The sequence below is a fragment of the Streptomyces sp. NPDC008079 genome (assembly GCF_042957385.1).
Classification (GTDB): Bacteria; Actinomycetota; Actinomycetes; order Streptomycetales; family Streptomycetaceae; genus Actinacidiphila.
This window is the reverse complement of record NZ_JBIBIC010000007.1, coordinates 17,919-36,019: the sequence shown is the minus strand read 5'-3', so window position 1 is coordinate 36,019 and position 18,101 is coordinate 17,919. Positions and strand designations below refer to the sequence as shown.

Below are 18,101 nucleotides of genomic sequence, written 5' to 3'. Positions count from 1 at the left end.
TCACACGTTACGTCGTCACATGTCGCGACCGCACGGGTCACTTCTTCACACGCACGGTCTTCGTCGACCGGGTCTCCAGGGTCATCTCGTCCGCGTCGGCGACCCTGGCCTTCAGCCGCACCGTACCGCTCGCCGCGTCGACCACGTCCACGACCTTCGACAGCAGCTTCGCGGTGTCCTCGTTGCCCGACGCGCTCGCGAGCTGCACCGCGCGGCCCAGCTTCGCCGTCGCGCCGTCCATGTCACCGGACTTGCGGGCCTCCAGACCCTGCTGGATGACCTGCGCCAGCTCCGCCTGCCCGGTGTAGTGGGCGACCTGCGGGTTGATCCGGGTGGAGGCGGCCATGTCGTCCGTCCACACCGCGCGGACCAGGCCCTGCGACAGCACCTCGACGGTGCCGTCCGGCTGCGGCAGCACCAGCGACAGCCGCGCCGCCAGCATCTCCTGGCCGACTCCGGCCACCGGCACCCGCACGCACACGTGGTAGTCGCGGGACTCGTCGCCCCACGACCCGGTCGGGTAGTCGCCCGCGCGCGGACCGGCCTCGGTGCGCCGCGCGCTCAGGTCCTCCACGGTCGGCGCGACCTGCTTCACGAACGCGATCTCGGAGCCCTGCGGGGTCCACAGCCGCAGGCTGACGTCCGCGACCTCCTTGCCCATCGCGTTCTCCATCATCGCCTGGAAGTCCGCGGCGAGTCCGGCCGGATCGGCGACGATGTCGACCGAGCCGAGCATCGCCGAGGCGATCCCGGTCAGCTCCTTGACCTCCCAGTCGGTGCCGACACCGCGCGCGTCACAGGTGAAACGGCCCGTGCACGCGTCGAGGGTGGCCTGAAGGTCCTCCGGCTTCTCGTGCTCGTTGCGGCCGTCGGTGAGCAGGATGCCGTGCCGTATGGCCACGTCGGTGCTGGCCAGCAGCCGGTCGGCCAGCCGCAGCCAGGTGCCGATCGCGGTGCCGCCGCCCGCCGTCAGCTTGCGCAGCGCCTGCTTGGCCTGCGCACGGGTGGTCGGATCGGCCACCGCCAGCGTGCCGTTGGCCGGGTAGACCTCGCGCGCCTGGTGGGTGCCGCCGACCACCGCGAAGGCGACGCCGTCGCGGATGGTGTCGATCGCGACGGCCGTGGCGTCACGGGCGTTGCGCATCTTCGTCGGCGGATACTCCATCGAGCCCGAGCAGTCGACCATGATCACCACGCCCGCGCTGGGCGCCGCGCCCCCGGCGGCGGACGCCGGACCCGGCAGCGGCTGCCCGCCCGAGGTGCCGCCGCCGGTCGACGTCACGGTGACGATGGCGTTGACCTCGCGGCCGCCCTCGGGAAGGAACTCGTTCTGATAGATGTCGACCGAGAACTGCGGCACGTTCGACTTCGAGAATTTGGCCATCGGTACTGCGCTCCTTAAAGCCCGTTCACAGCCCCGCCCAGGCCCTCCGTGACCTGGGCGGGTGGGAATCCTGCCCGCGACACGGCGGCCGGGAACGGCAGCACCGCGACCGTTACGTTGTCGTGGCCGCCGCCGTCCAGCGCCACCCCGACCAGCGTCCGCGCGCTGTGCAGCGGGCGGGTCCTGGCGTCCGGCGGTACGACCTCGGCCATCTCGGCGGCCGACTCCGCGTAGTTCCACAGCCCGTCGGTGCACACCACGATGACGCCGGGGCTCTCCGGCTGGAAGGCCGCCACATGCGGGTCGACCTCGACGGCGTCCGCGCCGAGCCAGCCGGTGATCGCGTGCGCCCGGTCGTCCGCGTACGCCTCCGCCTCGGTCATCAGACCGGCGGAGACCATCCTGGCCGCCCACGAGTCGTCCTCGGTGAGCCGGGCCGACGGGCGGTCGCGGTCGTCGGGGATCCAGTACGCGCGGCTGTCGCCGATCCAGCCGACGGTGAAGACCGGGCCGGTGACGACGGCGCTGACGCAGGTGCAGGCCGGTGCGTTGTGGTGCGGGACGCCGTCCTGGGTCTCCTCCTCGGCGAGCGCGCTCACCGCGTCGAAGGCCGCCATCAGCGCGCCGCGCATGGCCTCCTCGGCGGGGGCGCCGCGCTCCAGCGAGGCCAGCAGCGACTCGTTGCCCGCCACCGACGCGGCGGCCGACGCGTCGTCCGGGCGGTACGCGGTGGACACGCCGTCGCAGACCACCGCGGCGACCGCGGGGGTGCCGTCCGGCAGCGAGGTCGTGGACAGGGCGAAGGCGTCCTCGTTGCGGTGGTGCCGCAGACCGCGGTCGCTCACCGCGGCCACGCCCTCCAACTCCTGCTCCTGGTGGTCCCGTTTGCGCGGCTGGGCGTGCCCGCAGTGCTCGCAGTACCCGTCCGCGTCGACCCCGCCGAGGCCGCACGCCACGCACACCGTGCCGTTCTCCTCCGCCGGTTCCTCCTCGCGCGGATCCGACACCTTCGCACCGGCCAGCGGCACCCCGAGCGCGAGCGTGTCGCCGCCGCCGCCCGGCTGCGCCGCGGCCTGCGGGGGAGCGAGCAGGAACGCGTCGGTCGCGGGGCCTTCGCCTTCGGCTCCACCGCCGGGTTGCCCGGTGCCGCCGTGCCCGCCGCCGAGCCGGCCGTCCTGGCCGGCGCCTGCGGCCTGCGGGCGCGCGCCGCCGTGCGGGTCGCCGCCCGTGCCCGCCGCTCCGGCAGCCGAAGGCGCGCCGCCTGCCGATCGGGTACTCGCCGTTCCGGCAGCCGGGTGTCCGGCGCTCGCGCCCGCCGTAGCGCCAGCGGCGCCGGGCCCTTCACCGGGGGGCCCGGCAGCGGCGGCCGTGGAGCCGAGGCGGTCGCCGTCCGTGCCCGCCGTTCCGGCGGGCGAGGGCGCGGCTCCCGCCGGACCGCCCGCGGCGCCCGGCGCTTCCGCGCCGGAAGGCGAGGCGGCGGACCCCGCCGTTGACGGGTCCGCGCCGGAGGCGCTGAGGCTGAGGTCCGCGCCGCAGTGTTCGCAGAAGCGGTCCTCCGCGTCCAGCGGCTCCGCACAGGAGGGGCACAGCGTCGTCGTGGAAGGCGGCGACTCGGGCATTGGCGGCATCTCGTTTACACCCACGTCCGGGGGCGGAAGCGGTTGGCGCGTTCCACCAGTTCGATCCTTGTACTGCCCTGCTGGGCGAGCCTGGCCAGCACCCGGTACGAGCGCTCCAGGCCGAACCGCAGGTCCCGCTCGTTCAGGGCGGAGCCCAGAACGGCCTTGTGCGGTCCGGCTGTTGACGGTACGCCCGGAGCGCCCGCCGGGAGGTCCCCGACACGGCCCGCCAGCACCCAGTCCAGCGCGCTGCCCAGCACCTCGGTGGCGAGCTGCTCGCGCCGGTCGGAGTCCAGGCCCTGCCGTTGCAGCTCCTCCACCTGGAGCCCGGCCGCCTGGAGGTCGGCCAGCAGCGGCTCCTGCGGCGATCTGTCCCGCAGCCGGGCCCTGATCGCCGCCACCCGCGCGGCGGTGAAGTGGATCGACGACTCGGGTACCGACTCCAGGACGCGTACCGCGCCCTGCCGGTCACCGGAGGCCAGCAGCACCCGGCCGAGACCGAAGGCCGCGCTCACATAGCTCTGGTCGGTCGTCCACACCAGCCGGTAGTACTCGGCCGCGTTGTCCAACTGCCCCAGCACCTCGGCGCAGATGCCCAGCGCCAGCTTCGGCGCGGGCTCACCGGGGAACGCGTCGTAGACCGCGTCGAAGCTCAGCGCCGCCGTCTCGTGGTCGCCCGTGCACAGCGCCGCCAGGCCGCGGTGCCACACCACCCGCCAGTCGATGGCGTCGTCCTCGGCGTCGGCGAGCGTCGCCATCACCTGCTGGGCGCCGTCGAGGTCGGCCATCTCCAGCCGCGCCCGCAGCTCCCGCAGCCGCTTCTCCACCGAGTCCTGCGGCGCGGAGTGCAGCGCCGCCACCAGCTCGGCCGGGGCCGCGGCCGAAAGCCCGGCCAGGAAGCCCGCGTTGGGGTCGGCGGGGTCGACATGCGGTACGGGCAGCGCCAGTACGGCCGCGCCCGCGTTCAGCCGCGACACGGTGGGGCTGGTGGCGGGCGGCGGGCCCCAGTTGGGCAGCGGGGCGCCGATCACGGTCGGGCTGTACGCGCCGGGGCCGGGCACCGCGGGCAGTCCCGCGGGCTGGGCCGGGATGCTTCCGGCGGGCAGCGCGGGCGCCGACCCGTTGCCGCCGACCCGGTCGCGGCGCCGCGACGCCTTCTCCAGCGCGCGGTCGGCGCCGAGCGTCGAGGTGTCACCGGTCACCGGCCGTACCAACTCGGTGTCCACCACGCGCAGTTCGGGGCCGAAAAGGGTGGACAGCGCGGGCCGCGGGCGGCCGGTCTCCAGGGCGACGACCTCGCGCAGCACGCCCAGGAGCTGGTCGGACATCTCCTCGGCGGAGGAGAACCGCTTGTCCGGGTCCGGGTCGGTCGCGCGGACCAGCAGCCGGTAGAAGGACTCGTAGCGGGAGAAGACCTCGATGTTGCCCGGGTCGGGCAGGCTGTCCACGAAGACGTTCGTGTAGCCCTGGAAGTCGAAGGTCAGCACCGCGAGCGTCCGCGCCACCGTGTACAGGTCGGAGGCGACCGAGGGGCCGACCTCGGCGACCTCGGGCGCCTGGTAGCCGACCGTGCCGTATATCGCCGACTCGGTGTCGTCCATCCGCCGCACGGCGCCCATGTCGATGAGTTCGAGCCGGTCCTCGGTCTGGATGGCGTTGTCGACCTTGAAGTCGCAGTAGAGCAGATTGCGGCTGTGCAGGTGCCCCAGCGCGTCCAGCGCCTCGATGGCGTACGCGATGGCCTGCGCGACCGGCAGCGGCTCGCGCCTGCCGTCCGGCGTACGCCGCTCGTTGGCGATCTCCTTCATCGACTTGCCACCGACGTACGCCATCACGATGTACCCGTCGAGGGTGCCGGTGCGCTGGTCGAGGTGCTCGACGAAGTTGTAGATCCGGACGATGTTGGGGTGCTCGATCTCGGCGAGGAAGCGCCGCTCGGAGACGGCCGCGGCCAGCGCGTCCTCGTCCCCGGTGTCGAGCAGGCCCTTGAGCACCACCCAGCGGTCGGACACCGCCCGGTCCACCGCCAGGTAGATCCAGCCGAGACCGCCGTGCGCCAGGCAGCCCACCACGTCGTACTGGCCGTGCACGATGTCGCCGGGCCGCAGTTTGGGCGAGAACGAGTACGGGTGGCCGCACTTGCTGCAGTAGCCCTCGGTACGGCCGGGGCGGTCGCCGCGGCTGCGGCCGACGGGCGCGCCGCAGTCGCCCTTGCTGCAAAAGCGCTTGCGCTCGGGCACCTCGGGGTTCTCCAGCACCGCGGCGGCCGGGTCCGGCCGCGGCACCGTCGGCACCGACACCAGGCCCGCGCCGAGCTTGCCGCGGGTGGAGCCGCTGCTGGAGCTGCGGCTGCTGCGCACCGACACCGAACGGCCGGTGGCGGTGCCGCTCAGCGACCGCGACAGCCGCCCGGAGACCGAACGGCGCGAGGCGCGGGAGGACGACTTGGAGGACCGCGAGGAGGAGTGCGACGAGGTCTGCGAGGACACCGAACGGCCGGAGCGGCCCGAGTCCGCGCCGCGCGCGCCGGGCACCGAGCCCGCCGCGCCCACCGGGCCCGCGCCGCCCTGCGCGGCCACCGGCAGCGGCGCGAGGCCGCAGGTGTCGCAGTACAGCTCGCCGCCGCCCATGTCCTCCAAGGTCCCGCCGCAACCGGGCCGTTGGCACTTGCTCACGGTGTTCCCCCTCAGCCTTTCCCCTGTCGCGCGTACGCCACGCGCGCCCTGTACGCAACGGTCCCGTCCGACGACGACATTCCGGCGGTCCCGGTCATACCGGCCCCCTGCTGTCCTGCGGCCCCGACGTCCGCGGCACGGTGACCTCCGCGACCGCCTGCTGATACCGCTGCACGGTGCGCTCGGCCGCGGCCAGGTCGCACGGCGCGCTCCACAGCAGACGGCGCGCCTGGTCGTACCGCTCGATCAGCAGCGGGTCCTCGGCCATCCCCAGCCGCGCCACCTTCGCGCGGTACGCGTCCAGTCTGCCGCGCAGCTCCGCCCTGACCGCCAGCGGCGCGGTCACCGCCGTCAGCGAGTCACGGGCCCGCAGCAGCTCCTCGTCCGCGCGCTCCTCCAGGCCGTCCAGCAGCGGGGACAGCCGGTGCCACTGCGAGCCGCGCCAGAACGCCTCGGCGGACGCGAGCTGTTCGTGCAGCGCCGCCGCCGGGCCGCTGACCGCGGGCACGTCGGACGCCAGGATCTTCGACAGCACCTCGACCCGGGCGCTGCGCGCCTCGGTCAGCGTGCGGTCGGCGCGCGACAGCACGTCACGCAGCCGCAGCAGCCGGTGCTCGGCGTCGTCCCGTACGTGCAGCACCGCCTCCACCTCGCGGCGGATCTGCTCCAGTTGGCGGCCCGCCTGCTCGTACCGCTCGGTGTCGGGGCGGCCGGGCGGGGGCGCGGCCCGCCAGAAGGCGAGCGGGTCGGAGACGGTACGGGCGCGCAGCACGCCCAAGTCGTCGATCAGACCGGCCAGTTCGTCGCCCGCCGGGTGCGTGCCCGGCCGTACGCCCACCGAGTCCGCCAGCGACTGGACCCGCCGGGTCTCTGCGGCCAGCAGGTCGATCCTGGCGGGCAGCGCCGACCACACGGAGTCGGCGGCGGCCACCGTCTCCATGGCCTGGTCGTACCAGCCGTTCATCCGCGCGAGCAACTGCTCCAGGCTGAACTTCTCGGTCAGTTTCGCCGGGCCGGTCAGCGACCTGGCGGCGTCCGGGGTGGCGGCCCCGGTGACGGTCACGCCCTCGCCGCGCAGCAGTTCGGTCAGCCGGAGCAGTTCGGTCTGCGTCGGCCAGCGCCGCTTGGCCCGCAGCTCACGCGCGCTGTCCAACGCCTCGGTGTACGCCTCGAAATGCGCCCACAGCAGGGTGATCGCCGCGTCGGTCTCCGCCCAGCGCTCCTTGGTGACACCGGTCAGCTCGGCGCCCTCCAGCAGACGGCGGCCCGAGTGGTCCTGGAGGGCGAGCAGCGAGGACTCGATCGCCTCGTGCTCGGTGCCGAGCCGCTCCAGGGCACGGTCGACCTCTTCCCGTCCCATGACCGGTCCGGTGGGTCCAGCGACCGCCATCACACCCTCTTTCCGCTGTCCGTGTGCGCTGTTGGTGCCCCCGACTGCGTCGCGCCGTTACTTGTAGTGGGCCTCCGGCGGGCCGGTGATCCCGGACAGGTGCTGGCCGAGCCAGCGGTGGTACTGCCGCATCCACTCGCTGTCGGCGCCGCCGCCGCTGTACGTCGCCAGCACCTGGTTGACCTGCCGGATCAGGTCGGTGTCCGCCAGGTTCATCGCCACACCGTACGGCTCGGTGGTGACCGGTTTGCCGACCAGCCGCATCGACGGGTCCTGCGCGGCCTGGCCGGCCGCGAGCGCGTTGTCGGTGAACACCGCGTCCGCGAGGCCGAGTTGCACCCGCACCAGACAGTCGAGCTGGTTCGGCACCAGCATGATCTTCGCGCCGTGCGGGTCCGCCTGGAGCTTGGTCTCACCGGTCGAACCGGACGCGGTGCAGACCTTCTTGCCGCTCAGCGAGTCGTCGAAGCCGGTGACGGGGGAGCCCTCGGGCGCCAGAAGCTGCTGGCCCGCCATGAAGTAGGCGCTGGAGAAGGCGATCTGCTTGTCCTTCTCGGTCAGCCGGGAACACGTGATGCTCATCGTGCGCACCACCATGTCGACCTTGTGGGTCAGGATCATCGGGACGCGCTGGTCGGTCGGTATCGTCAGGTACTGCACCTGCGCGTTCTCGCCGAGGATGCTCTTCGCGATGGCCTTGACGATGGCGATGTCGAAGCCGGTGATCTCACCGGAGACCGGGTCGCGGTAACCCCACAGATAGCTGTTCTGGTCGACACCGACGATCAGCCGCTTGTTCCGCCTGATCCGCTCCACCGCCGCGCCGTCCCGCGTCCCGCCGTCGGGGTCGAGGCTCGTGACCGCGCCGGTCGCCGGGTCCAGGGCCGTCGCGGAGTTCTCGCACGCGTCGTCGGCCGCGTACTGCGCGTGCGTCACCGGCGCCCGCGGGGCGGTCCTGCCCGCGTCGGCGGCGGGAGCGGTGTCCGACGGCAGCAGCAGCGCGGCGCTCAGCGCCAGCGCGCACGCCGAGGCCATCCCCGCGACTCCGCCCCAGCCGCGCAGCCTGGCCCTGGCCCGCCTGCCGCGTCCTGGCCGTATCGCTTCCACAGTCCGCCTCACCCCGGGTTCGTTCCGCACGCTCATCACCGGTACTCCGACAGGCGGCGCCCGATGCCGAACACCGCGCCCGCCGCCGCCAGCACCGCGAGCACCGCCGCGCCGTACGGCAGCAGCGACAGCGCGCCGTGGCCGTTCCTCGCGGCCTGCTGGAACTCGTGCTGCTCCTGCGCGACGGCCTTCTCCAGACTGGCGTCGACCACGTCGAAGCACTGCCCGGTGGTCTCCGTGACCGTCTTGCCCTTGCTGTCCTTGCCGCCGATCACCTCGGCGACCGCCGTGGCGTAGTCACCGTTGTTGTCACTCGCCCTGGCCACATCGTGCCTGCCGCGCCACGCCTGCACACCCTTGATCGCGGAATCGACCGGGGTGCGGCCCGCCGTGTTGTCGGCCAGCTTCAGCGCCTTCGCCAGCTCACCGCCCACGCCCTTGGGGTCCTTGCCCGCCAGCGTCTCCATGCCGCTCTGGAACGTCGCGTCGTACGCGCTGCCGGAACCGCGGGCCACCAGCGTCAGATTCTCGTCGCCGCGGGCCTGGAGCACCGCGATCCGCGCGCTGTTGAGCACCTTCATCGACTCCGCGCCGTGCGCGTCGGAGTTGTCGAGCTGCGTACGCGCCACCGTGTGTCCCACCACCAGCCACAACAGGACCACCGCGCAGGCGGCGGACGCGGCGAGCATGCCGTGGTTGAACACCCGGTTGGTGCGCCGGTAGTGGCGGCGCTGCGCCCACACCAGGCCGCCGAGCGCCACGATGCCCAGCGCCCACGAGGCGTAGGGCAGTGCCTTGGCGCCGGAGTAGTCGTCGTCCAGCCGCGCCGACTCCGCCTCGTACAGCTTCTTGGAGGCGTCGAGCAGCCCGCCGGGCTTGCGCATCTGCTCGTTGGCGAACCGCAGGTAGGCGCCCCCCAGCGGCAGGCCCTGCCGGTTGTTGGCCTGGGCGGTGGCCACCAGCTTGGTGTACCGCGGGAGCTGCTGGTTGAGCGAGGAGATCTGCGCGCTCGCCTCCGCGGACCCTTGCGTGTTCGCGGCGGCGTGCGTGATCAGCTCGGCCGCGGTGTCGATGTCCTTGTCGTAGCGGTCGGTGACCGAGCGCGGCTCCTGGCCGCCGACGAGGAAGCCGCCCGCCACCGTCGCGTCGGCGTCGGCGAGGCTGCGGTAGATCTCCGCCGCGTCCGCGCTCAGCGGCCCGCTGTGGTGGAGCACGCTGCCCGCGGCCGTCGTACGGTCGCTGACCTGCCAGGCCGTGACGGCGCCGAACGCCACGACCAGCAGGGCCAGTACGGCGCCGATGATCCGCAGCCGGCCCGGCTCCGTGGTGGCGGCGGCCTTGAGCTGATCCGTACGTTCCACCCAGGCCCGGCGGCGCTGCGCCGGTACCCCCGCCCGGTTCAGCCCGTTCGAACCCCCGCCCATCGTCGGCGTCTGCGTCACTCACCCTCCCCCGGGACCGACCACCGCGTCCGCGGAAGTCACGCTCTCAGCCAGCAGTATGGCCGCAGCCACCTGCATCCACCTAGCCAACCGGTGGATCTTGCCGCACGACCGCCTTGCCTGCTCCCCTAACCCCCCACACGCGTCAACGCCCTGTTCGGTTCCCGGGTGACCGGGAACCGAACAGGGCGGTGTGAGGCGTTACGCGTAGTGGGCCCGCAGTGCCGCGTGGGACCGCGCCGGGGCCGCCAGGTGGTCCAGACCCAGCAGGGCCGCGCCGAGCACCGGCGGCGCCGTCACGACGTGCGGCCGGGCCTTGGGGGCGCGGGCGGTGAGCCGTTCGGTCAGGGCGTCCATGAGATACGGATTCCTGGCCGCCATGACCCCGCCGCCCAGCACCACGTCGGCCTCCTCGTCCAGCAGGTCGAGTCTGGCCAGCGCCACCGTGGCCAGGGCCACGATCTCGTCGGCCTGCTGGTCGAGTATCGAGCGGGCGACCGCGTCCCCCGCGTCGGAGGTCGCGAACAGCACGGGCGTCAGCTCGTACTTGCGGGCCGCCGGAATCGTTTCCAGGTGCAGCGCCTCGATCAGCGCGTACATCGTGGGCAGTCCGAAGTGCGCGGGCAGTGTGGCCGCCAGCGCCGTCGGTCCGCCCCGGCCGTCCTCGGCGCGGGCGGCGTGGAACAGGGCCTCCTCGGCGAGACCCGAACCGCCGCCCCAGTCCCCGGAGATCTTGCCGATCGCCGGGAAACGGGCCGTCCTGCCGTCCGGCAGCATGCCCACGCAGTTGATGCCCGCGCCGCACACCACCGCCACCCCGCGGGGCGCGTCCACGCCCGCCCGCAGGATCGCGAAGGTGTCGTTGGCGACGCGCGTCGACCTCGCCCAGCCGCGCCCGTGCACCGCCGCTTCGAGCTGCTGCTCCTCGACCGGCAGGTCCGCGTTGGCCAGACAGGCCGAGGTGTGCTCCACCAGAGGTGTCCCCGTATCGGCGCTGTCGGAACCGTCCGCGGCACGCCGCAGGCCCGCGTCGGCCGCCGCGCGCTCCACGATGCGCGCGAGGGCGTCGACGGCTGCCCCGACGCCGACGACCGGCGGCTGGAAGCCGCCGCCGCGGGCGGCGCCGAGCACCGTTCCGTCGGCGGCGACCAGCGCCACGTCGGTCTTGCTGTTGCCCGCGTCGATGGCGAGGACGCCACCGGGGACGAGCGGTTCCCGGCTCACGCCCACGCCAAGTGCTCCCGGTTGTGCGCGACGAGACTGTCGGTGAGCGCCTCGGCGTACTCGTACTGGCCGATCAGCGGGTGCGACAGCAGCGCCTTGAACACCCGGTCCCGGCCGCCGCGCAGCGCGGCCTCGAGCGCCAGGTCCTCGTACGCCGTGACATTGGCGATCAGGCCCGCGTACAGCGGGTCGAGCGGCGCGACCGGCAGCGGCTTCGTGCCGTTCCCGTCGACCACCGCGGGCACCTCGATGACGGCGTCGTCGGCGAGGAACGGCAGCGTGCCGTTGTTGTACGTGTTCACCACCTGGACGTCGCCGGTGTTGCGCAGCAGCGAGGACGCCAGCGCCACCGCGGCCTCCGAGTAGAAGGCGCCGCCGCGCTTGGCCAGCAGCTCCGGCTTCTCGTCCAGCGCCGGGTCGCCGTACATCTCCAGCAACTGCTTCTCCATCGCGGCCACTTGGGAAGCCCGCGACGGCGTGGTCCGCAGCTCGCGCACCACCTCGTCGTGCGCGTAGTAGTAACGCAGGTAGTACGAGGGGACGACGCCGAGCCGGTCCACGATCTCGCGCGGCAGGTGCAGGTCGGCGGCGATCGTGTCGCCGTGCTCCGCGAGCAGCTTGGGCAGCATGTCCTCGCCCTGCGGCCCGCCCAGGCGCACCCCGCGCTCCCACGTCAGGTGGTTGAGCCCGACGTGGTCCAGGTGCACCTGCTCCGGCGAGACGTCCAGCAGCCTGGCGAATTTGCGCTGGAAGCCGATCGCCACATTGCACAGCCCGACGGCCTTGTGCCCGGCCTGGAGCAGCGCCCGGGTCACGATGCCGACCGGGTTGGTGAAGTCGATGATCCACGCCTGCGGCGCGACCCTGCGCACCCGCTCGGCGATGTCGAGGACCACCGGGACCGTGCGCAGCGCCTTGGCGAGACCGCCCGCGCCGGTGGTCTCCTGGCCGACGCAGCCGCATTCGAGCGGCCACGTCTCGTCCTGGTTGCGCGCGGCCTGCCCGCCGATCCTGAGCTGGAGCAGCACGGCGTCCGCGCCGGCCACCCCCGACTCCAGGTCGGCGGTGGTGGTGATGGTGCCCGGATGGCCCTGCTTGGCGAAGATCCGCCGGGCGAGCCCGCCGACCAACTCCAGGCGGTCCGCGGCCGGGTCGACCAGCACCAGTTCCTCGATCGGCAGAGTGTCGCGCAACCGCGCGAATCCGTCGATGAGTTCGGGGGTGTACGTGGACCCGCCGCCCACGACTGCCAGTTTCATCCCTTGACTCCCGTCAGGGTCACGCCTTCGATGAAGGCCTTTTGCGCGAAGAAGAAGACCACGATCACCGGGGCCATCACGAGAACGGTGGCCGCCATGGTCAGATTCCAGTTGGTGTGGTGTGCGCCCTTGAAGGACTCCAGTCCGTAGCTGAGCGTCCAGGCCCCGGGGTTGGAGCTGGCGTAGATCTGCGGCCCGAAGTAGTCGTTCCAGCAGTAGAAGAACTGGAAGAGCGCCACCGCGGCCAGGGCCGGCCTGATCATCGGGACGATGACGGTGAGCAGCGTGCGCAGCTCACCGCAGCCGTCGACCTTGGCGGCCTCGGTGTACTCCTTGGGGATCGTCAGCAGGAACTGCCGCAGCAGGAAGATGGTGAACGCGTCACCGAAGGCCATCGGGATGATCAGCGGCCACAGGCTGCCGTCCATCCCCAACTGCTTGGTCCAGAACAGGTACATCGGGATGATGACCACCTGCGGCGGCAGCATCATCGTCGAGATCACCAGGACCATGACCAGATTACGGCCGCGGAAGCGGAACTTGGCGAGCGCGTACGCCACCGGCAGGGACGACACCACGGTCAGCACGGTGCCGCCGACCGCGTACACCAGCGTGTTGCGCCACCAGGTCAGGAAGCCCGGGGTGTCCCACACCGTGCGGAAGTTGGACCACTGCCAGTGGTCGGGCCACAGGTCGCGGGTGAGCGCCTGGTTGTCGCTCATCACCGCGGTGAGGAAGACGAAGACGAAGGGCAGCACGAAGAAGGCCGCCGCCGCGATGCCGAGCGAGTGCACGGCGATCCAGTGCAGGGTCTCCTTGCGGCGCGCCTTGCGCCGGGCGCGGAGGTCGGGGCCGCGGCCCGCGGCGGAGTCGCGGACGGCGCCGCCGGGCGCGATGGTCGCTTGGGTCATGATCAGTCCTCCGCCGACAGGAAGCCGTTGCGGCGGCGCAGCAGCAGCGCCGTGAACGCCATCGAGAGCACGAACAGCACGAGGGCGATGACGCACGCCGAGCCGTAGTCGAAGCGCTGGAAGCCGCGTTCGTAGACCAGTTGCGGCAGGGTGAGGGTCGACTTGTCGGGGTAGCCGGGCTCCACCTGCTGGCCGGAGTTGCCGATCACCCCGCTCGCGACCTTCCCCGCGACCAGCGGCTGTGTGTAGTACTGCATGGTCTGGATGACACCGGTGACCACCGCGAACATCACGATCGGCGAGATGTTCGGCAGCGTCACGAACCGGAAGCGGTGCCAGGGGCCCGCGCCGTCCAGCTCCGCCGCCTCGTACTGCTCCTTGGGCACGTCGAGCAGCGCGGCCATGAAGATCACCATCAGGTCGCCGATGCCCCACACGGCCAGCATGGTCAGCGCGGGCTTGGACCAGTGCGGATCGGTGAACCAGCCCGGGGTGGGCAGACCGAAGTCGCCCAGCAGGTGGTTGACCGGTCCCGTACCGGGGTTGAGCAGGAAGACGAACGCCATCGTCGCGGCGACCGGCGGGGCCAGGTACGGCAGGTAGAACGCCGTACGGAAGAAGCCCGCGCCCGTCTTGATCTTCGTGATGAGCAGGCCGATGCCGAGTCCGAACAGCACCCGCAGCGTCACCATCACGACGACCAGCCACAGCGTGTTGCGCAGCGCGGGCCAGAAGAACGGGTAGTCCGAGAAGACGTACGACCAGTTCTTGCCGCCCACCCAGGTCGGCGCGTTGATGCCGTTGTACTTCATGAACGAGAAGTAGACGGTGGAGACCAGCGGGTACACGAAGAAGACGCTGAACCCGATGATCCAGGGGGACAGGAAGGCCAGGGTGCGCAGCGCCGACTTGCGGCGCTTGGCCTTCAGCAGGGGATGGAGGGCGGCGGTCATCACTTGGCCTGCGCGATGTCCTTGTCGACCTGCGCGTCGACACCCTGGAGACCCTGCTCAAGGTCCTTGGACTTGCCGGACTCGTAGGCGTAACCGAAGTCCTGGAGCGTGAGCTGGTACGCGCCGCCGTTGATGCTCGGCGGGGTGGTGGTGCTGTTCGGGTTCTGCGCGATGTCGATGAAGGTCCTGAAGCCGGGGTCGGCGTCGAGCTTCGGCGACTTCAGCGCGGCCAGCGTGGAGGGCACGTTGTGGATCGCGTTGGCGAAGGAGACGACCGCGTCGGTGTCGGTGGTCATGAACTTCACCAGCTCCCAGGCCGCGTTCTTCTTCGTGCTGGTGTTGGCGATGCCGATGATCGTGCCGGACAGGTAGCCCTTGCCGTACGTGCTCGCCTGGTCGTCGGGGACCGGGAAGGGCGCCACGCCGAGGTCGTTCATCCCGGCGTCCTTGGCCATGCCCAGCCGCCACTCGCCGTCCATGCCCATCGCGACCTGGCCGGTCAGCAGCGGGTTCTTCGCGCCGAATTCGTCACCGAAGGTGTTGCGGTACTTCTCCAGCTTGCCGAAGCCGCCCAGCGACTTGACCATGTCCTGCTGCCAGCCGAACATCTTCGCGAACCCGGGGTCCTTGGCCACCTGGGACTTGCCGCTCGCGTCGAAGTACTTCACACCCCACTGCGCGGCCAGGTGCGTGGTGGTGGACTCGTAGCCGTGGAAGTTCGGCATGAAGCCGAGCTGGCTGTACGAGTCGCCCTTGGACTTCGTCAGCTTGATCGCGTCGGCCTTGAACTCGCTCATCGTCTTGGGCGGCGCGCTGATCCCGGCGGCGGCGAACGCCTTCTTGTTGTAGTACAGCCCGTACGCGTCACCGAGCAGCGGCAGCGTGCAGCGGGTCCCGTTGAACTGGGTGTACTCCAGCATCGGCTTGGGGAACGTGGCGGCCGGGTCGATCTTCGACTTCGTCAGGAACGGGCCGAGGTCGGCCATCGAGCCGGAGGAGCAGAACTGGCCGACGTTGTCGGTGGTGAAGGAGGAGACGACGTCGGGGGCCTTCGAACCGCCCGCGCGCAGCGCCTGGTTGATCTTGTCGTCGGTGATGTTGCCCTGCACCTTGACGTGGATGTTGGGGTGCGCCTTCTCGAACCGGGCGACGTTGTCGTTGATGGCCTTCAGCTCGTTGGGCGCGGTCCAGCCGTGCCAGAACGTGATGGAGACGTCCTTGCTGGCGTCGTCGTCGGCCGAGCCGGAACTCTGGCCGGTACATGCGCTCGCGAGCAGCGATATCGCGGCGGTGGCCGCTACGGCGGCGGCTGCCTTCGTCAGACGGGACACTGCGCTTCCTCCGGGGGATCTTCGGGCCTTGCGGGCCTTTCAAGTACTGCTTTCAAGGACTGGTCGAGGGTGTGCTGAGGGCCTGTTGAGGGTGTGCTGAGGGTGTGCGGGACCACCGGAGCGGCGGGGTGTGCCGGTCCGCTGGATCTGCGGGGTACGCGGGTTCTGGGCTCTGGTGGTTCTGGCTGTGGCGGTTCTGGCTCTGGCTCGGGCGGTTCGGGGTGGCGGGGTCTGTTGTCGGGGCGGGGTCAGCGCGAGGTGTCGAACACCTCGTCGCGGGTGGTGGCGAGCGCGCTCTCCAGCGCCCCGCTCAGTACGGGGTGGTCCTGGACCGTGCCGAGCACCAGATGCGGCCGGGGTACGGCCAGTTCGGCGAGTTCGGCCTGGACCAGGGCGCGCAGCGGTTCGCCGCCCGCCACGGTCACATCGCCCGACAGCACGATCATCGCCGGGTCGAGCACGGCGACCAGCGAGGCCAGACCGATGGCGGTGCCGGTGGCGAACCGGGCGAGCAGTTCGCCGTACGGGCCGCTGTCGGCGCCGGTCTCCTCGCTCGCGGTGTGCCGCAGCGCGGCCTCGGCGAGCAGTTCGGCGGCGGCGTCCTGCTGGGTGCCGGCCGGGACGTCGATGCCGAGTTCCCTGGCCAGCCGCAACACGGCGTTGCAGCCCGCGAGTTCCTGGAAGCCGCCGTTGTTGGCCTTGGTGACGTTGCGGACCAGCGGGGTGCCGGGCACCGGCAGGAAGCCGACCTCGCCCGCGCCGCCGGTCCAGCCGCGGTGCAGCCGGCCGCCGATGACGATGGCGGCGCCGATGCCCTCCTCGTTCCACAGCAGCACGAAGTCGTCGTGCTCGCGGGCGGCGCCGATCCGCTGTTCGGCGACGGCGGCGAGATTGACGTCGTTGTCGTACTCCAGCGGCATCGGCAGCGCGGCGGCCAGCTCGTCCAGCAGCGCGGGCGCGTGCCAGCCGGGCAGGTGGCTGGCGTAGCGCAGCCGTCCGGTGCTGGGGTCGAAGGCGCCGGGCGTGCCTATGACGATCCGGTGCAGGTCGGAGCGGTTCAGCCCGGCGGCCTTGGCCGCGCCGTCCACCGCCTGCACGACCTGCTCCACCGCGTTGCCCGCGGTGCGGCGGCGCGGGGTGAGCAGCTTGAAGGTGCCGACGGTACGGCCGGTGATGTCGGCGACCGCGGCCCTGATCCGCTCGGAGTTGACATCGAGTCCCGCCACGTACGCGGCGGCCGGATTGACCGAGTAGAGCTGGGCGTTGGGGCCGGGGCGGCCCGCCGTGGTGCCGGTGGCCTGGACCAGCCCCGCCGCCTCCAGGCGCGCCAGCAGCTGCGACGCGGTGGGCTTGGACAGTCCGGTCAGCTTGCCGATCCGGGTACGGGAGAGCGTGCCGTGCTCCAGCAGGAGGTCGAGTGCGGCGCGGTCGTTCATGGCGCGCAGTACGCGCGGCGTTCCAGGGGTGCCAGCCATGCGCGCCATCCTCCCTCAGTTCACTGTTAGGAAAGTTTCCTATTGGCAAAACGAAAGGTAGGCCCGCCATTGGCGGAGCGTCAAGGGGGGTCGACGGCAGGACGGCCAAGTCGTTATGAACGAAGCCCCCGGCGCCATCAGGGTGCCAGGGGCCTCGGCAAAGCGACAGCTGCCGCGGGTCAGCGCTCGCCGGAGGCGGGCGGCGGCACGGGCGCCGCGGGGCGCGCGTCCTCCACGGCGGTCTGCCGCCGCATCTCGGCCACCTCCGACGCGCCCTCGGGCACCGTCGCCTCGGTGACCTCCACCGTCGGCGTACCGCCGGAGATCACGATGCCCGCCTCGTCGAACGCCCGCTTGATCCGCCAGCGCAGCTCACGGGCGACATCGGTGGCCCGCCCCGGCATCGTCTTGGCGTGCGTCTGGATCACCACGAAGTCCGTGCCGACCGACTCCAGGCCGAGGACCCGTACGGGCTCCCAGAGCATCTCGTCCCAGGGGTCCTCCTTGCCCATGTCCTCGCCGGTGGCCGCGATCACCTGGCGCGCCCGCTCCAGGTCCTCGCCCGCGCCGACCTGCACGTCCACCACGGCCGTCGCCCAGCCCTGGCTGAGGTTGCCGATCCGCTTGACCTCGCCGTTGCGCACGTACCAGATCTCGCCGTTGTCACCGCGCAGCTTGGTGACCCGCAGGCCCACCTCTATGACGGTGCCGCTGGCCACCCCCGCGTCGATCACGTCGCCGACGCCGTACTGGTCCTCCAGGATCATGAAGACGCCGGACAGGAAGTCCGTCACCAGATTGCGCGCGCCGAAGCCGATCGCGACCCCGGCGACCCCGGCGCTGGCCAGCAGCGGCGCCAGATTGATCTTGAGCACCGACAGCACGGTCAGCGCGGCCGTGCCCAGGATCAGGAAGGACGCCACACTGCGCAGCACCGAGCCGATCGCCTCGCTGCGCTGCTTGCGCCGCTCCGCGTTGACCAGCAGGCCGCCCAGCGCGGTGGAGGCCGCGGCCTCCGCGCCCCGGTTCATCCGGTCGATGAGTCTGCTGATCGTCCGCCGCACCACCGAGCGCAGCACGATCGCGATGGCGACGATCAACAAAATGCGCAGCCCCGCGCTCAGCCAGCTCGCCCAGTTCTCCTGTATCCAGCCGCCGGCCCGGTAGACCGACGAATCACGGTCTCCGGCGGCGAGCGGGAACAGGCGGGACGGTACGGCGGCGGCGGTGGACGTCGCGGTGGGCACTGCGGAACCTCCGGTGGGAAACAAGCCTCCACACTAACGGGACGACCGATGCCGTCTCGTTGCCGTGCGGGAGGAGGGGCAGGC

Annotated in this window: 13 protein-coding genes; all 13 read right to left on the bottom strand. The window is 71.8% G+C overall.

All coding sequences use genetic code 11. The features are described from left to right. Positions 1–37: 37 nt before the first annotated feature. Positions 38–1,384, bottom strand: coding sequence for a VWA domain-containing protein (locus ACFZAM_RS16945; protein ID WP_355337155.1), 1,347 nt, complete (start codon positions 1,382–1,384; stop codon positions 38–40). A 14-nt stretch (positions 1,385–1,398) separates the two neighbouring features. Then, positions 1,399–3,003, bottom strand: coding sequence for a protein phosphatase 2C domain-containing protein (locus tag ACFZAM_RS16940; RefSeq protein ID WP_391046763.1), 1,605 nt, complete (start codon positions 3,001–3,003; stop codon positions 1,399–1,401). 14 nt (positions 3,004–3,017) lie between these two features. Next, positions 3,018–5,633 carry a tetratricopeptide repeat protein gene (locus ACFZAM_RS16935; RefSeq protein ID WP_355337159.1) on the bottom strand — a complete coding sequence of 872 codons (2,616 nt, stop codon included), beginning with the start codon at positions 5,631–5,633 and terminating at the stop codon, positions 3,018–3,020. A 139-nt stretch (positions 5,634–5,772) separates the two neighbouring features. Continuing rightward, positions 5,773–7,068 carry a hypothetical protein gene (locus tag ACFZAM_RS16930; RefSeq protein WP_391046760.1) on the bottom strand — a complete coding sequence of 432 codons (1,296 nt, stop codon included), beginning with the start codon at positions 7,066–7,068 and terminating at the stop codon, positions 5,773–5,775. Positions 7,069–7,125: 57 nt separating this feature from the next. Further along, the gene (locus ACFZAM_RS16925) at positions 7,126–8,103 is read right to left on the bottom strand and encodes a transporter substrate-binding domain-containing protein (protein WP_391046758.1); all 978 of its coding nucleotides are present in this window, start codon (positions 8,101–8,103) and stop codon (positions 7,126–7,128) included. 107 nt (positions 8,104–8,210) lie between these two features. Further along, complete coding sequence (locus ACFZAM_RS16920) at positions 8,211–9,617, bottom strand: hypothetical protein (protein ID WP_391046756.1); 1,407 nt, start codon at positions 9,615–9,617, stop codon at positions 8,211–8,213. 201 nt (positions 9,618–9,818) lie between these two features. Next, entirely contained in the window at positions 9,819–10,841 is a 1,023-nt protein-coding gene (locus ACFZAM_RS16915; protein WP_391046753.1) for a BadF/BadG/BcrA/BcrD ATPase family protein, read from the bottom strand. Then, on the bottom strand, positions 10,838–12,100 hold the full coding sequence (locus ACFZAM_RS16910; protein ID WP_355337165.1) for a 6-phospho-beta-glucosidase: 1,263 nt from the start codon (positions 12,098–12,100) through the stop codon (positions 10,838–10,840). Before ACFZAM_RS16910 ends, ACFZAM_RS16915 begins: the two co-directional genes overlap by 4 nt. Beyond that, complete coding sequence (locus tag ACFZAM_RS16905; protein WP_355337167.1) at positions 12,097–13,011, bottom strand: carbohydrate ABC transporter permease; 915 nt, start codon at positions 13,009–13,011, stop codon at positions 12,097–12,099. Before ACFZAM_RS16905 ends, ACFZAM_RS16910 begins: the two co-directional genes overlap by 4 nt. 2 nt (positions 13,012–13,013) lie before the next feature. Then, the gene (locus ACFZAM_RS16900) at positions 13,014–13,964 is read right to left on the bottom strand and encodes a sugar ABC transporter permease (protein ID WP_355337169.1); all 951 of its coding nucleotides are present in this window, start codon (positions 13,962–13,964) and stop codon (positions 13,014–13,016) included. Continuing rightward, a complete protein-coding gene (locus ACFZAM_RS16895; protein WP_355337171.1) occupies positions 13,964–15,295 on the bottom strand; it encodes an ABC transporter substrate-binding protein in 1,332 nt (443 codons plus the stop codon). Before ACFZAM_RS16895 ends, ACFZAM_RS16900 begins: the two co-directional genes overlap by 1 nt. 248 nt (positions 15,296–15,543) lie before the next feature. Further along, positions 15,544–16,779, bottom strand: a complete 1,236-nt coding sequence (locus ACFZAM_RS16890) for an ROK family transcriptional regulator (RefSeq protein ID WP_355337173.1) — start codon at positions 16,777–16,779, stop codon at positions 15,544–15,546. Positions 16,780–16,949: 170 nt separating this feature from the next. Beyond that, the gene (locus ACFZAM_RS16885) at positions 16,950–18,017 is read right to left on the bottom strand and encodes a mechanosensitive ion channel domain-containing protein (RefSeq protein ID WP_391046747.1); all 1,068 of its coding nucleotides are present in this window, start codon (positions 18,015–18,017) and stop codon (positions 16,950–16,952) included. Positions 18,018–18,101: the final 84 nt, after the last annotated feature.

Coding starts and splice junctions, on each gene's coding strand:
- ACFZAM_RS16945 (WP_355337155.1), bottom strand. CDS start 1,384: ATGGCCAAATTCTCGAAGTCGAACGTGCCGCAGTTCTCGGTCGACATC.
- ACFZAM_RS16940 (WP_391046763.1), bottom strand. CDS start 3,003: ATGCCCGAGTCGCCGCCTTCCACGACGACGCTGTGCCCCTCCTGTGCG.
- ACFZAM_RS16935 (WP_355337159.1), bottom strand. CDS start 5,633: ATGGGCGGCGGCGAGCTGTACTGCGACACCTGCGGCCTCGCGCCGCTG.
- ACFZAM_RS16930 (WP_391046760.1), bottom strand. CDS start 7,068: ATGGCGGTCGCTGGACCCACCGGACCGGTCATGGGACGGGAAGAGGTC.
- ACFZAM_RS16925 (WP_391046758.1), bottom strand. CDS start 8,103: ATGGCCTCGGCGTGCGCGCTGGCGCTGAGCGCCGCGCTGCTGCTGCCG.
- ACFZAM_RS16910 (WP_355337165.1), bottom strand. CDS start 12,100: ATGAAACTGGCAGTCGTGGGCGGCGGGTCCACGTACACCCCCGAACTC.
- ACFZAM_RS16905 (WP_355337167.1), bottom strand. CDS start 13,011: ATGACCCAAGCGACCATCGCGCCCGGCGGCGCCGTCCGCGACTCCGCC.
- ACFZAM_RS16900 (WP_355337169.1), bottom strand. CDS start 13,964: ATGACCGCCGCCCTCCATCCCCTGCTGAAGGCCAAGCGCCGCAAGTCG.
- ACFZAM_RS16890 (WP_355337173.1), bottom strand. CDS start 16,779: ATGGCGCGCATGGCTGGCACCCCTGGAACGCCGCGCGTACTGCGCGCC.